At 65.6% G+C, this 12,628-nt stretch carries 15 protein-coding genes; 7 read left to right on the top strand and 8 right to left on the bottom strand.

Features of this window, described 5'->3' with window-relative positions:
* Window positions 1–8: 8 nt before the first annotated feature.
* Window positions 9–1,244 carry a methionine adenosyltransferase gene (gene metK / locus Q319_RS0101445; protein WP_029480019.1) on the top strand — a complete coding sequence of 412 codons (1,236 nt, stop codon included), beginning with the start codon at window positions 9–11 and terminating at the stop codon, window positions 1,242–1,244.
* Between the two features lie 93 nt (window positions 1,245–1,337).
* Here metK and Q319_RS0101440 read toward each other — a convergent pair whose 3' ends face one another.
* Both Q319_RS0101440 and Q319_RS0101435 read right to left on the bottom strand, forming a co-directional pair.
* Window positions 1,338–2,282, bottom strand: a complete 945-nt coding sequence (locus Q319_RS0101440) for a pseudouridine-5'-phosphate glycosidase (RefSeq protein ID WP_029480017.1) — start codon at window positions 2,280–2,282, stop codon at window positions 1,338–1,340.
* Complete coding sequence (locus tag Q319_RS0101435) at window positions 2,257–3,243, bottom strand: carbohydrate kinase family protein (RefSeq protein ID WP_051655013.1); 987 nt, start codon at window positions 3,241–3,243, stop codon at window positions 2,257–2,259. The genes Q319_RS0101440 and Q319_RS0101435 overlap by 26 nt, the downstream gene beginning before the upstream one ends.
* A 94-nt stretch (window positions 3,244–3,337) precedes the next feature.
* Here Q319_RS0101435 and Q319_RS0101430 point away from each other — a divergent pair, with 94 nt between their 5' ends.
* From Q319_RS0101430 to minE, 4 genes are all read left to right on the top strand, one after another.
* The gene (locus Q319_RS0101430) at window positions 3,338–3,586 is read left to right on the top strand and encodes a hypothetical protein (RefSeq protein WP_029480015.1); all 249 of its coding nucleotides are present in this window, start codon (window positions 3,338–3,340) and stop codon (window positions 3,584–3,586) included.
* Window positions 3,583–4,029, top strand: coding sequence for a type II toxin-antitoxin system VapC family toxin (locus Q319_RS0101425; RefSeq protein ID WP_051655004.1), 447 nt, complete (start codon window positions 3,583–3,585; stop codon window positions 4,027–4,029). The genes Q319_RS0101430 and Q319_RS0101425 overlap by 4 nt, the downstream gene beginning before the upstream one ends.
* A 200-nt stretch (window positions 4,030–4,229) precedes the next feature.
* Window positions 4,230–5,030: a septum site-determining protein MinD gene (gene minD / locus Q319_RS0101420; protein ID WP_029478781.1), complete on the top strand. Its 801-nt coding sequence runs from the start codon at window positions 4,230–4,232 to the stop codon at window positions 5,028–5,030.
* Between the two features lies 1 nt (window position 5,031).
* Window positions 5,032–5,283 carry a cell division topological specificity factor MinE gene (gene minE, locus Q319_RS0101415; RefSeq protein WP_029478782.1) on the top strand — a complete coding sequence of 84 codons (252 nt, stop codon included), beginning with the start codon at window positions 5,032–5,034 and terminating at the stop codon, window positions 5,281–5,283.
* Window positions 5,284–5,374: 91 nt separating this feature from the next.
* Here minE and Q319_RS26800 read toward each other — a convergent pair whose 3' ends face one another.
* The 3 genes from Q319_RS26800 to Q319_RS0101400 are packed head-to-tail and all read right to left on the bottom strand — an operon-like array spanning window position 5,375 to window position 6,638.
* Window positions 5,375–5,548, bottom strand: coding sequence for a hypothetical protein (locus tag Q319_RS26800; protein ID WP_156039124.1), 174 nt, complete (start codon window positions 5,546–5,548; stop codon window positions 5,375–5,377).
* Between the two features lie 34 nt (window positions 5,549–5,582).
* On the bottom strand, window positions 5,583–6,026 hold the full coding sequence (locus Q319_RS0101405; protein WP_029480011.1) for a hypothetical protein: 444 nt from the start codon (window positions 6,024–6,026) through the stop codon (window positions 5,583–5,585).
* Window positions 6,027–6,047: 21 nt separating this feature from the next.
* Complete coding sequence (locus Q319_RS0101400) at window positions 6,048–6,638, bottom strand: YceI family protein (protein ID WP_029480009.1); 591 nt, start codon at window positions 6,636–6,638, stop codon at window positions 6,048–6,050.
* A 137-nt stretch (window positions 6,639–6,775) separates the two neighbouring features.
* Here Q319_RS0101400 and Q319_RS0101395 point away from each other — a divergent pair, with 137 nt between their 5' ends.
* Together Q319_RS0101395 and Q319_RS0101390 are read left to right on the top strand one after the other, a co-directional pair.
* Window positions 6,776–7,855: an FtsW/RodA/SpoVE family cell cycle protein gene (locus Q319_RS0101395; RefSeq protein WP_051655003.1), complete on the top strand. Its 1,080-nt coding sequence runs from the start codon at window positions 6,776–6,778 to the stop codon at window positions 7,853–7,855.
* A 49-nt stretch (window positions 7,856–7,904) separates the two neighbouring features.
* Complete coding sequence (locus Q319_RS0101390) at window positions 7,905–9,131, top strand: MFS transporter (RefSeq protein ID WP_029480006.1); 1,227 nt, start codon at window positions 7,905–7,907, stop codon at window positions 9,129–9,131.
* A gap of 84 nt (window positions 9,132–9,215) precedes the next feature.
* Here Q319_RS0101390 and tal read toward each other — a convergent pair whose 3' ends face one another.
* The 3 genes from tal to Q319_RS0101375 form a co-directional block, all read right to left on the bottom strand.
* Entirely contained in the window at window positions 9,216–10,181 is a 966-nt protein-coding gene (gene tal, locus Q319_RS0101385) for a transaldolase (protein ID WP_029480004.1), read from the bottom strand.
* A gap of 162 nt (window positions 10,182–10,343) precedes the next feature.
* Window positions 10,344–12,122 (bottom strand): SLC13 family permease, encoded by a 1,779-nt coding sequence (locus Q319_RS0101380; protein WP_029480003.1) that lies wholly within the window; start codon window positions 12,120–12,122, stop codon window positions 10,344–10,346.
* A 183-nt stretch (window positions 12,123–12,305) separates the two neighbouring features.
* On the bottom strand, window positions 12,306–12,628 hold a 323-nt coding region (locus tag Q319_RS0101375), incomplete at its 5' end, for an IS5/IS1182 family transposase (protein WP_029480001.1).

Here is a 12,628-nt window from a genome sequence, read left to right as displayed (position 1 = left end):
GCCTAGACATGCAAAAGTTTTATACCTCTGAATCGGTCTCGGAAGGCCACCCGGATAAACTTGCAGACTTCATCTCAGACAGCATTCTCGATGAATTTCTGCGCCAGGAGCCGGGCAGCCGGGTGGCGGTGGAAACACTCCTGACCACTGGCATGGCCGTGGTGGCGGGCGAGGTCCGCGCCGAGACCGCCCATGTAGACATCCAGAAAACCGTGCGCGAGGCCGTCAAGACCGTGGGCTACACCCGCGCCGACTACGGCTTCGATGCCGAGTACAGCGCCGTGCTGGTGGCCATCCACGAGCAGTCGCCGGAAATCGGGGCAGGCGTGGACACCTCCGAGGAATGGCGTGAGATGACGCCGGGGGAGCAGGCCGATCCTAAGAACGCCCACAGCCGCATCGGCGCGGGCGATCAGGGCCTGATGTTCGGCTACGCCACCGACGAGACGCCGGAGCTGATGCCGCTGCCGATCAGTCTGGCGCACGCGCTGACGCGCCGCATTGCCGAACTCCGCAAGGACGGCACGCTGCCCTACCTGCGGCCCGACGCCAAGGCGCAGGTCACCGTGGTGCGCGACGGCGAACCGCATGAAGGCGGCGCGGTCAGCGTGGATACCGTGGTCATCAGCACCCAGCACGACGAGGACGCCACCCAGGCGCGGATCAGGGCCGACATGCTGGAACATGTGATTAAAGCCGTGATTCCCACCGAACTGCTCACGGCGGAAACCAAATACTTCATCAATCCCAGCGGACGTTTCGTGATCGGCGGGCCACACGGCGACACGGGCCTGACCGGGCGCAAGATCATCGTGGACACCTACGGCGGGGCCGTGCCACACGGCGGCGGGGCATTCTCGGGCAAGGATCCCACCAAGGTGGACCGCTCGGCGGCGTATTACGCCCGTTACATCGCCAAGAATCTGGTGGCCGCCGGTCTGGCCCGCCGCGCGCTGGTAGAGGTGGCCTACGCCATTGGCCGCGCCCACCCGGTCAGCCTGCGGGTGGACACCTACGGCACGGGGACGCTGAGCGACGAACATCTGGCCGAACTGGTCAGCGCCCACTTCGACGCCCGCCCACAGGCGATCATCGCGCAACTGGACTTGCAGCGCCCGATCTACGCCCAGACCGCCGCCTATGGTCACTTCGGACGCCCGGAATTTCCCTGGGAGCAGACCGACAGGGCCGGGGGACTGCGGCTGGCAGCACAGGGACCAGAGGCACAGCCCGCCGGGGTCTAAAGACTTTTCGCCCAGTCATCTCCAGCCCTCTCCACTGCGGGGGGGCTTTTTCAGGTTCTGGTTTGAATGGCAATGGATGGGGCGGAGAACCGGTTACTGCCTCAGTTTCGCGTACTCCACGGCCACCCGCGCGGCCACCGCCGCGTTGTGCCGCACGAGGGCGATATTCGTTTCCAGACTGCGCCCGCCCGTGATTTCCACGATGCGGCCCAGCAGGTACGGCGTGGTGTCCTTGCCCGTCAATCCCAGCGCGTTCATATCCGACAGCGCCTGTTCGATCTGCCCGGCCATCTCCTCGGCAGGAATCTCGGCTTCTTCGGGAATGGGGTTGGCGAGCATCACGCCGCCGCCGATGCCCAGGCTCCATTTGGCGTGCAGCACGCGGGCGGCCTCGGCCTCGTTCACCACGCTCAGGGGCGAGGCAAAACCGCTGCGGCGCGAATAAAAGGCAGGGAATTCATCGCTGCCCAGCGTAATGGCCGGGATGCCCTGGGTTTCCAGCACTTCCAGCGTCAGGCCGATGTCCAGAATGCTCTTGACACCCGCGCTGACCACACAGACATCGGTACGGGCCAGTTCCAGCAGGTCAGCACTGATGTCCATCGTGTCGCCTGCGCCCCGGTGGACACCCCCCGTGCCGCCCGTAGCAAATATGCGAATGCCCGCCAGCGACGCGATCCGCATGGTGGAGGCCACCGTCGTCGCGCCGTTCTGTCCCAGGGCCACCGTCACGGGCAGGTCACGGGTGCTGATCTTCTGCACGGATTTGTCGGTGGCCAATTTTTCCAGCTCGTCGGGCGTCAGGCCCACTTTCAGGCGTCCGCCCAGCACGGCAATCGTGGCGGGCGTCGCGCCGTTGTCGCGCACGATCTGTTCCACGCCGCGCGCCATTTCCACGTTCTGCGGGTAGGGCATCCCGTGGCTGATGATGGTGCTTTCCAGCGCCACCACGGGCCTGCCCGCCTTCAGGGCGGCGGCGACTTCGGGGGTCAGATCCATCAGGGCGGCGACTTCAGGGGGAATGGGGTGGAGTTTCATGCCCCACAGGGTACGCGAGGCCAGTCGACAGCCGCTGCCGCACCGCCGCCCGCGTCAGGTCCGGTACCACCGTCTGCGCGCTTTCCACCGTCAGGGCCGCCGCCGCGTGGCCCTCGCGCGCCGCGTCCAGCAGGGTTTCCCCGGCCAGCAGCGCGGCCAGAAATGCAGCTAGCATGGCATCCCCGGCCCCGGTCACGTCCTGCACATCGGCAGACAGAGCAGGCAATTCATCAGTTCCGCCTGCGGTGGACAGCAGACTTCCGCGCACGCCGCGCCGCACCCAGACCACTTCCACGCCGCGCCCGTGCAGGTTCAGTGCTGCCTCGCCAATGGCTGCCGCTTCGTCCGGTACTTCGGTCCCCACCAGGGCTGAGAGTTCGGCCAGATTGGGTGTGACAGCCCAGGGTGCGAATCCGGCGTCCAGAACGGGCAGCAACCGCACCGCCTTGGGGACGCTGACCGGCTCGAAGATCACCCGCGCACCGCCCGCCCGCGCCAGCAGATGCTCCAGCGTGTCGGGGGGCAGATTGCCGTCCGCGACGATGTAGGCCGCGCCGCACAACATGCTTTCCCGCCCAATCAAAACCGATGGGATCAGAGCGTCCATGATTTCCATCGCCGCCACCGCGATCAGCAATTCGCCGCCGCTGTCCAGCACCGCCGTGTATGTTCCCGTGGCGTGTTCCAGCACGCGCAGGACAGGCGACACGTCCACGCCCGCCTCCGCCGCCTGCCGCAGCAGGCCGTCGCCCAGCGGGTCCGTTCCCACCGCCGAGAGCAGGGCCACGCACACGCCCAGGCGGGCCAGATTCTCGGCCACGTTGCGGGCCACGCCGCCGGGAGTCTGCGCGGCGCGGCCCGGATTGCTGGTGCCGGGCACGGCGGGGGCCAGCGTCTGCACCTTGAGGTCCATATTCGCGCCGCCGACGGCGATGACCTGGGGGGAAACAATGGAAGGCATCTGCCCGGTATGGTAGCGGGGAGGGGACGAACGCGCGGCCAGCAGACCCAGGAGATATTCAATCTCACGGTAAATCATGAGCCATACTGGAGTCATGACCAAGACCTGGACCCTGGAAGAGGCGAAGGCGCATTTCCAGCAGCTTGTCGAGGCGGCGCAGGACGAGCCACAGCTCATCATGCAGGGCGATGTTCCCCTGGTCACGGTGCAGCGTGTACGGCCCGCCCAGCCCAGTGCCAGCAGCGCCCTGGAAACCATCGTCGGTGATTTCGACTGGAGTGACCTGCCAGACGAGAAGCTGTTCGAGCGTCATCCCAGCCCCGGACGCCCCACCGATCAGTGAGTGTTCCGCTGCGGCGCGTCCTGCTGGACACCAATGTGATCAGCGAACCCACCCGGCCACGCCCCAGTCCGTCGGTGCTGGCATATCTTGCCGCCCTTGCGCCCAATGAGGTCTTTCTCAGCCTGCTGACGCTGGGTGAACTCGAAACCGGCATTCTGCTGGCCCAGGACCCACGCCGCGCCGTTAAATTGCGCCGCTGGCTGGACCATCAGATCAAACCCGCCTATAGCGAACGCCTCCTGACGCCTGATGACGCTGTAGTCCGCCGCTGGGGAGAGTTCATGGCCCTGCCTGCTGTGCGGGCACGGCAAAGCGTCGCTGTAGACGCGCTCATTGCAGCGACAGCTTCGGTTCACCGACTCAATGTCGTGACCCGCAATCAGGGTGACTTCAGTGTTTTTCCGGTGGACAGTTACGATCCCTGGACATATGCCACGGACTGACCCCGTGGCTGTCCTGATGGTACTTCGGCGCTCATCAGATACGATGCAATTTCTAGAAGAGTCGCGGGTACGGACTTTGAGGGAAGGGACGCAAGTCGTGTGGCCGGGGGTCTGGCTGACAAAATTCGTTGACCCCTCATCCACCCCCTCCCCAGCCCACCGCCCACGCCAAAGCGTCACACGCGCTACACTGCCGGGCAATGGATGCCAAGGTAATTGTGGTCACGTCGGGCAAGGGTGGCGTGGGAAAAACCACGACCACCGCGAACATCGGAGCGGCTCTCGCCAAGCTGGGAGAGAAGGTCGTGGTGATCGACGTGGACGTGGGTCTGCGAAATCTGGATGTGGTGATGGGGCTGGAATCGCGGGTGGTCTTTGACCTGATTGACGTGCTGGAGGGCAAGTGCCGCATGAGTCAGGCGCTGATCCGCGACAAGCGCGTCGAAAACCTGCATCTGCTGCCCGCCAGCCAGACCCGCGACAAGGATGCCCTGGACCCCGAAGTGTTCAAGGAAGTGGTGCGCGGCCTGATCGAGACCGAGGGCTTTGACCGCGTGCTGATCGACTCGCCTGCCGGGATCGAGTCGGGGTTCCGCACGGCTGCGGCCCCGGCCACGGGCGCGCTGGTGGTCGTCAATCCCGAGGTTTCCAGCGTGCGCGACGCGGACCGCATTATCGGCCTGCTGGAAGCGCAGCAGATCAACGAAATCCGGCTGGTCATCAACCGCCTGCGGCCCAAGATGGTTGCCAGCGGCAACATGCTGTCTGAGGCCGATATTCTGGACATCCTGGGGGTCAAGCCGATTGGCGTGGTGCCCGAGGACGAGGGCATCATCGTGTCCACCAACATCGGCGAACCCGCCGTGCTCGGCAAGACCCGCGCGGGCGAGGCGTTCATGGCCACCGCCCGCCGCCTGAAAGGTGAAGACGTGCCGTATCCCAAATTCGATGTGGAGGGCGGATTCATGGCCGCCCTGCGCCGCCTGTTCGGGGGGGCCTGACATGTTTTCCTGGCTCAAGCGCGGGCGCACCAAAGAAACCCTGAAAGACCGCCTGGAACTGGTGCTGGCCTATGACCGCGCCCAGATTCCCCCCGGTAAGGTGGAAGCCCTGAGAAACGATCTGCTGGAAGTGGTCCGCAAGTACTTCCCCACGGGCCAGAGCAGCATCGAGATCGAGCAGCGCGGCGACATGGTGGTGCTGCTGGCGAACATTCCCATCGACGAGAACGCGCAGGGCCGCAGCAAGCCTTAAACGCCCTGATGACCGCTCAAGGAGAGCCGCCAGACGACTGAGGTCTGGCGGCTCTCTTCTGATTTTTGGAGAGGGTGAGCGCGGGGCCAACCTACTTGTCCGGCAGACCCCGGCTCCAGAACACGCCCAGACCCACGCCCAGCGCTATGCCAATGGCCGCACCCACGGCCAATCCCAGATCGGTGGCCGCGCCCAGCAGCATACCCAGGCCAACGCCCATCACCAGCCCAGACACCCACGCCTCCCGTCTGTTCTTAAACTTCATGCCTCCCACTATGCTCTTGCAGGTACGGTAAACGTCAGACCGTTTCACGCGGAGGCGGCTCGGCGCGCAGGGCCACTCTGCGGCTCCAGCGCCCGCCCCCCCACAGGGCCGCCGCCAGGGCCAGCAGCCCCAGCACCGTCAGGATGCTCAGCAGCCGCACGGTCTTGAGTTGCAGCGGGTACAGGCCCAGCTCGGTCAGCATCGGCTCGTCCACGTACCGCAGACCGTCCGCACCGGTTTCGGGCAGAAAGACGGACGCGTTGCGGATGATCAGGTCCTGTGGGCTGCCGATGCGGGTGCCGCTCGGCCCCTGTGCCCCGGCCTCATCCCCAAAAAGACCGGCCTGTGCGGCAGGGGCCGGGCGCAGCAGTTGCACCGACTGGGCCTGCGCGCCCAGCCACAGCCCGATGACCAGGGCCACGGCGGCCAGACCGACACAGACGGCGGCCAGCCTGTTTAGGACGGTGGTTCTGTTCATGCAGCCCTCCTATATACCGGCTCAGGGCTGGGAGGCGATGAACTTGAGGCTGATCGGCAGGGTATTCCCCACGCGTCCCGCCTTGATCGCCGGGTGCTGCACGCCGTAATCGCTGAGCAACACATTCATCTTGAGCGAAACGGCCAGCGCGTCGCCGGGAATCTTCATGCCCTTGGTCACGTCGTTGGCGGGGGTCAGCTTGACGCGGGCGGTGGTGCTGACCGGTTTGGTCACGCCGTTCATGGTCAGGGTGCCGCTGACCTTGTAGTTGTCGCCGCTGACCCAGGACACCTGGGTGGTCTTGAAGCGGATGGTGGGGTTGGCGGCGAAGTTGAACCAGTCCTTGCTGACCATGTGGCCGTCGCGCGCGGCCACGCCAGTCTTGATCGATGCCCCGTCCACTGTCAGATCGGCGCTGCCCATTTTGGCCGCCGCATCGAAGGTCACGGTGCCGCTGATCTTGTTGGTAATCGCCGTGAAGTTCTCGATGTCGGTCTCGTTCTCGGCGGTCATCACGTTCACGTTGTCCAGATCGGTCACGGCGTATTTGACGGGGGCGGCGAGGGCGGCGCTGGCGAGCAGCAGGGCGGGCAGAATAAACAGATGACGCATGGTTCTCTCCTTTGAATAGGGGACGGATGGCGGGGGCGTATCTGCTTTACGGGGCTGGAAACACAAAGGTTCAATGGCACGTTTGGGCCTCGCGCCGTTCCCACCACCCCCGCCCCCGCGTGCCGTAGCCTGAATGCGTGAGGGAAGCATTCAAGTACGATCTGCGTTTTCCGCTGGTGATCCTGGCCCTGCTGCTCGTGGGCCTGATGACCGTCAGCACCGCCGCCCTGTCGCCGCGTGCCGCACCGGGGATTTTTAGCAAGCAACTGATCGGGGTAGGGCTGGCCGCCGTGCCGCTGGCGCTGCTGTGGTGGGCGGGGAGAGACCGCATTTACCGCGCCGCGCCGTGGGTCTACGGGGCCGCCCTCGCCTTGCAGGCCAGCACGTTTGTCATTGGCCGCGAGGTTAACGGTCAGCGCAACTGGATCGAGATCGGCCCGCTGCAATTCCAGCCGCTGGAAATCCTGAAGTTCGCGCTGATCCTGATGCTGGCGGTGGCCCTGCGCGCCGGGTACAGGGGGCTGAAAACCTATCTGCGGGCCTTCACGGTCTTCCTGCCCGCCGTGGGGCTGGTGGCCGTATCGGACATCGGCGGGGCGCTGGTCCTGAGCGTGATCTTCGGGGTGATGCTGCTGGCCGCCCGCATTCCGTGGTGGCACGCGCTGCTGGCGGCGATGCTGGTGGGCGCTGCCGTGCCCACGGTGCTGTACCCACGTCTGGAGCCGTACCAGCAAAAGCGGCTGACCATCTTCCTGGACCCCTACCAGGACCCGCGCGGGGCGGGGTATCAGGTGATTCAAAGTACGATTGCTGTCGGTTCGGGCGGGATACAGGGCAAGGGCTACAAGCAGGGCAGCCAGTCGCACAACGGCTTCTTGCCGGAAGCGCACACCGATTTCGCCTTCAGCACCTGGGCCGAGGAACAGGGGCTGGTGGGGGGAGTCGCGGTGCTGGCACTGTACGGTCTGCTGTTCTGGGGGCTGGCCGGGATGGCGCACGCCTCGCCCCGCTTGCAGGACCAGATTCTGTTCGCAGGCGTGCTGGGGCAGATTGGTTTTCAGGCCCTGGAAAACATCGGCGCGGCGCTGGGCGTGCTGCCGCTGACCGGGATCACGCTGCCGCTGATCAGCTACGGCCTGAGCAGTCTGGTCAGCACGCTGGCGACGCTGGGCCTGGTCTACGTGATCTACCGGGACCGCTTCGAGGGATCGATCTGAACGCCACAGGACAGGCCGGGCCGGACGGCAAAAGACGGGGCAGGCCAGCGTGACCGTCACGCCTGTCTCTCCCCCATCTTCCCCGCTGCGCTTATCGGGGGCGCAACTGGGATTGATCGCCTCCAACTTTCTGATGTGGGGCGGGTTCTTCGCCGTGATTCCCCTGATCACAGTGCATTTCGCCGGGTCTGTGGAATCCGGCGGCCTGGGCTGGGCGGCGGCCAGCGTGGGGCTGGTGCTGGGGCTGCGGCAACTGACGCAGCAGGGATTGACCGTGCTGGGCGGGGCCTGGGCAGACCGCGTGGGTCCCAAGCCGCTGATCCTGGCCGGATGCGTGCTGCGCTCGCTGGGCTTTGCGTGGATGGCCTTCAGCGGCACGCTGCCGGTCCTGCTGGCCTCGGCACTGCTGGCGGGGATCGGGGGCGGGTTGTTCGACGCGCCCAAGAACGCCGCGATTACCGCCGTGACCCAGCCGGAACACCGCACGCAAATGTTCAGTCTGGCCAGTGTCTCCGGCAATCTGGGGATGGTGACCGGCCCGCTGATCGGGGCGGCGCTCTTGGGGCTGGGCTTTCAGGTGGCGGCGCTGGCCTCGGCGTGCGTGTACCTGCTGGCCGCCGCCGTGATGGGCCTGACCCTGCCGCATGTGCGCCCACCCAGCCGCCCGGCGGGCAGCGGCATGGCCGGACTGCGCGCCGCCGCTGCCAACGCCCCGTTTCGCCGCTTTACCCTGGTGCTGATCGGCTACTTTCTGCTGAGTACACAGATCAACGTGGCGGTGACCCTCAAGGCGATTGCGCTGGCGGGACCGCAGGCCACCGGGCCGCTGTACGCGGTGTCGGCGGGGCTGGCGGTGGCGCTGCAATACCCGCTGCTGCGGCTGGCCGAGCGCTACCTGCGCGTCCGCACGGTGCTGACGCTGGCGGTGGGCGCGGTGGGCGTGGCGCTGGGGCTGATGGCGCTGGCCGACAGCTTCGGGGCGCTGCTGCTGTGCGTGGGGCTGTACAGCCTGGGCACCATGCTGGTCTACCCCACCCAGCAGACCCTGACCGCCCGTTTCGCCCCCGCCGGGCAGGTGGGCAGCTACTTCGGTTTCAGCGCCATCAGTCTGGGCGTGGGCGGGGCGCTGGGCAGCGTGCTGGGCGGCTGGCTGGTGGACACGGGCGCGAGCATAGGTGTGCCTGCCCTGCCCTGGGTTCTCCTGGCGGCCACAGGACTGGTCACGGCCTGGGGCCTGCGCTGGGCACTGCGCGATCTGGCCCCGGCTGTGCGCTGAAGCACCCGGCAATTCCGTACCACATAGAGAAACCGCCTGACACCCTCAATTTTGGGGCGATCAGACGGTCTATTTATCAGACGCTCAGTTCTGCTTGACTTCCGCCAGCAGCTTGCCCAGTTTCTCGGTGTCGGCGGCAAAGCCCCGGATGCCCTCATAGAGCTTCTCGCCGGCCATCGCGTTGCTGGCGAGGCTGTAGCGGAACTGGGCCTCGGTGATCTTCTCTTCCTTCTCGGACCCCAGTCCCTCATTCAGCTTGACTTCCAGTTTGCCGTTGTCGGCGGCCAGTTCGCCCAGCAGTTGCGGGCTGATGGTCAGGCGGTCACACCCGGCCAGGGCCTCGACCTGCGCCGCACTGCGGAAGGACGCGCCCATGATGATGGTCTTGTAGCCGTGCGATTTGAAGTGGTGGTAGATCTCGCGCACCGACTGCACGCCGGGGTCTTCATCCACCGCGTAATCCTGGGTGCCGGTGGACTTCTTGTACCAGTCGGTGATGCGGCCCACGAAGGGCGAGATCAGGTAGGCCCCGGCCTGGGCGCTGGCAATCGCCTGCTCCAGATTGAACAGCAGGGTGATGTTGCAGCGGATGCCCTCACCTTCCAGAATCCGCGCGGCCTCAATGCCTTCCCAGGTGGCCGCCAGCTTGATCAGAATGCGGTCCTTGCCCACCCCGTTTTCCTCGTACAGCGCGATCAGGTGGCGGGCGCGGGCCAGCAGCGCGTCCTGATCAAAGGACAGCCGGGCATCCACCTCGGTAGACACGTTGCCGGGCACGATTTTGGTCAGCTCTGTGCCGACGCGGACGGTCAGCTTGTCGATCACGTCGTCCACGCTCTCGCCGGACTTCAGCCAGCCGCGCGCCTCGTCCATCAAGCCGCTGTAGCCCTCGAGCTGGGCAGCCTTGAGGATCAGCGACGGGTTGGTGGTGCAGTCCTGCGGCTCATATTTCTTGATGGCCTCGATGTCGCCAGTATCGGCAACAACGACGGTCACGGCTTTAAGCTGTTCGAGTTTATCGGTGGCAACTGCGGTTTGACTGGGGTTCATGGTGAAGCCTCCTGTGGGAGTGGGCGAATCGGGTTGGGCCTGACGCGCACATCGGTTCGCGCCTTCAGGTCAGCACCCTTCAATATGGAACCTGGCCTGCCCCACAGTATGAATCACGGCGGCGACAGTCCTTCATTCAGGAGCTTTGATTCAGGGATTGCGTCACAGCCCCCATACCAGCGCGATCACTGGCGCGCCCACCGCCACCACGATCACTTCCAGCGGCAGACCCACCTTCCAGTAGTCGCTGAATTTATAGCCCCCTGGCCCCATGACCAGCGTGTTGCTCTGGTGGCCGATGGGGGTCAGGAAGGCGCTGCTCGCGGCCAGCGTCACGGCCATTAAAAAGGCGTCGGGGTTCGCCCCCAGCCCCTGCGCGATGGTCACGGCGATGGGGGCGGTGATCAGCGCGGCGGCGGCGTTGTTGATCACGTCGGACAGGGTCATGGTCAGCACCATCACCAGGATCAGCACAGCCATGGGCGGCCAGTCGGCGGCCACGCCCAGCACGCCCTCGGCGATCAGCTTCGCGCCCCCGGTGCTGGACAGCGCCGTGCCCACCGGAATCAGGGTGGCCAGCAGCACCAGAATGGGCCACTCGATGCTCTCGTACACGTCGCGCAGGTTGATCAGGCGCAGCAGCAGCATCAGGGTGGCGGCGGCGGTAAAGGACACCGCCACAGGCAATAGGTTGAGGGTGGCAGCGATGATGGCCACCAGAAAAATGCCGCCGGTCAGCAGCATTTTGCGCCCCTGCCCGGCGGGGACCATGTCCAGCGGGCGCTCGCGCAGCGGCAGGCAGCCCAGGGTGTTCAGGGCTTCCTCGATGGAATTGCGCGGCCCGTGCATCAGCAGCACGTCCCCGGCCTTAAATTTGGCATTGACCAGCCGCTCGCGCAGGCGCTGGCCCTGGCGCGACACCGCGATCAGGTTGATATTGAAACGCTGGCGCAGCCGCAGGCTCACGGCACTCTGGCCCACGATGGGCGACAGCGCCGTGACCACCACCTCCGCCAGCGTCACGTCGTCGGAGGCCAGTTGCTCGGGGGTGATCGTCTCGTTGCCCACCAGGGTGAGTTGGCCGTCTTCCACCAGCTCGGTCAGGCGGGCGGCGTTGGCTTCCACGATCAGCACGTCGTCCGGTTGCAAGACCGTGAACGGCGTGGGAAAGGGCCGCTGCGACTCGCCGCGCACCAGCGAGACCACCTGCACGCCCTGCACCTTGCCCAGGTCCATGACGCGCTGCCCGGCCAGGGCGCTTTCCGGCGGCAGGCGCACCTCGGTCATGTAGTCGGCCATGCGGTACAGGTCCGCGCGGTTCTCGCCGGACACCCGCTGGGGCAGCAGCCGCCAGCCGAAGAGGGCCAGATAGGCGATGCCCGCCACCGCCACCGCCCCGCCCACCGCCGTGAAGCTGAACATGTTGTAAGCCTCGCCCAGCAGCTCCCGGCGCAGGTTGGAGATGATCAGGTTGGGCGGCGTACCGATCAATGTGGTCATGCCGCCCAGCAACGAGGCGAAGGCCAGCGGCATCAGCAGCGAACTGGCCGAGCGGCCCGCACGGTTGGCCAGCGTGATCGCCACCGGCAACATGATCGCCAGCGCGCCCACATTGTTCATGAACGAGCTGAGAACGGCCACCACGACGCACATCACCAGAATCTGCGTGGTCATGCCGTTGCCCACCCGGCCCAGGTTGCGGACCAGGATATTGACCAGCCCGGTCTTTTGCAGCGCCTGACTGATCACCAGCACGGCGGCCACCGTGATCACGGCGGGTTCGGAAAAGCCCTTGAAGGCGTCGTTGCCCTTGACCACGCCGGTCAATGTGAGGGCCAGCAGCGCCAGCATCCCCACCACGTCGTAGCGCCATTTGCCCCACACGAACAGCACCAGCGCGCCGATCAGGGTGGCGAAGACGAGAAGTTGGGGGGTGGTCATGGATGAATCCTGACAACTTGGTAAGAAGGGGAAAGTGGCATGAAGTGCGCGCATTTTAGAGGCGGGGGCGCGGGCAGGGTGTTTGGGTGGTGTTTATGGAGAGACTTTGGAGCCAGGGGTTTTGGGGTAGCTCCCACGGTTTAACCCCTCCGGCGCTACGCGCCACCTCCCCTGAGAGCGTGTTTATAAAGGTTCGACGGATGGGTCGAGGCGACGGAGCATCAGGCGAATGTTGGCGAGATAGCACCAGGAAGCGGAGGTATGGCAGCGGCCTTCGTAGTCCCGGCTCAGCCGACGTGAGCGCGTCAACCACGCCAATGAGCGTTCCACCACCCAGCGACGGGGCAGCACCTGAAACCCTGTGGCCCTGTCACTGCGTTTGATGATTTCCAGTGTCCAGCCCAGTGTTTCCAGCGTCCAAGTGACCAGCTTGCCCAGATAACCACCATCGGCCCAGACATGACGGAGGCGCACAAAGCGCCTCCGTGCGTACCACAGCGTCATTT

It is taken from the genome of Deinococcus marmoris DSM 12784, from assembly GCF_000701405.1.
GTDB lineage: Bacteria > Deinococcota > Deinococci > Deinococcales > Deinococcaceae > Deinococcus > Deinococcus marmoris.
This window is presented reverse-complemented; position numbering and strand designations above follow the sequence as displayed.

Coding starts and splice junctions, on each gene's coding strand:
- Q319_RS0101435 (WP_051655013.1), bottom strand. CDS start 3,243: ATGCCTTCCATTGTTTCCCCCCAGGTCATCGCCGTCGGCGGCGCGAAT.
- Q319_RS26800 (WP_156039124.1), bottom strand. CDS start 5,548: ATGAAGTTTAAGAACAGACGGGAGGCGTGGGTGTCTGGGCTGGTGATG.
- minD (WP_029478781.1), top strand. CDS start 4,230: ATGGATGCCAAGGTAATTGTGGTCACGTCGGGCAAGGGTGGCGTGGGA.
- minE (WP_029478782.1), top strand. CDS start 5,032: ATGTTTTCCTGGCTCAAGCGCGGGCGCACCAAAGAAACCCTGAAAGAC.
- tal (WP_029480004.1), bottom strand. CDS start 10,181: ATGAACCCCAGTCAAACCGCAGTTGCCACCGATAAACTCGAACAGCTT.
- metK (WP_029480019.1), top strand. CDS start 9: ATGCAAAAGTTTTATACCTCTGAATCGGTCTCGGAAGGCCACCCGGAT.
- Q319_RS0101440 (WP_029480017.1), bottom strand. CDS start 2,282: ATGAAACTCCACCCCATTCCCCCTGAAGTCGCCGCCCTGATGGATCTG.
- Q319_RS0101400 (WP_029480009.1), bottom strand. CDS start 6,638: ATGCGTCATCTGTTTATTCTGCCCGCCCTGCTGCTCGCCAGCGCCGCC.
- Q319_RS0101430 (WP_029480015.1), top strand. CDS start 3,338: ATGACCAAGACCTGGACCCTGGAAGAGGCGAAGGCGCATTTCCAGCAG.
- Q319_RS0101405 (WP_029480011.1), bottom strand. CDS start 6,026: ATGAACAGAACCACCGTCCTAAACAGGCTGGCCGCCGTCTGTGTCGGT.
- Q319_RS0101380 (WP_029480003.1), bottom strand. CDS start 12,122: ATGACCACCCCCCAACTTCTCGTCTTCGCCACCCTGATCGGCGCGCTG.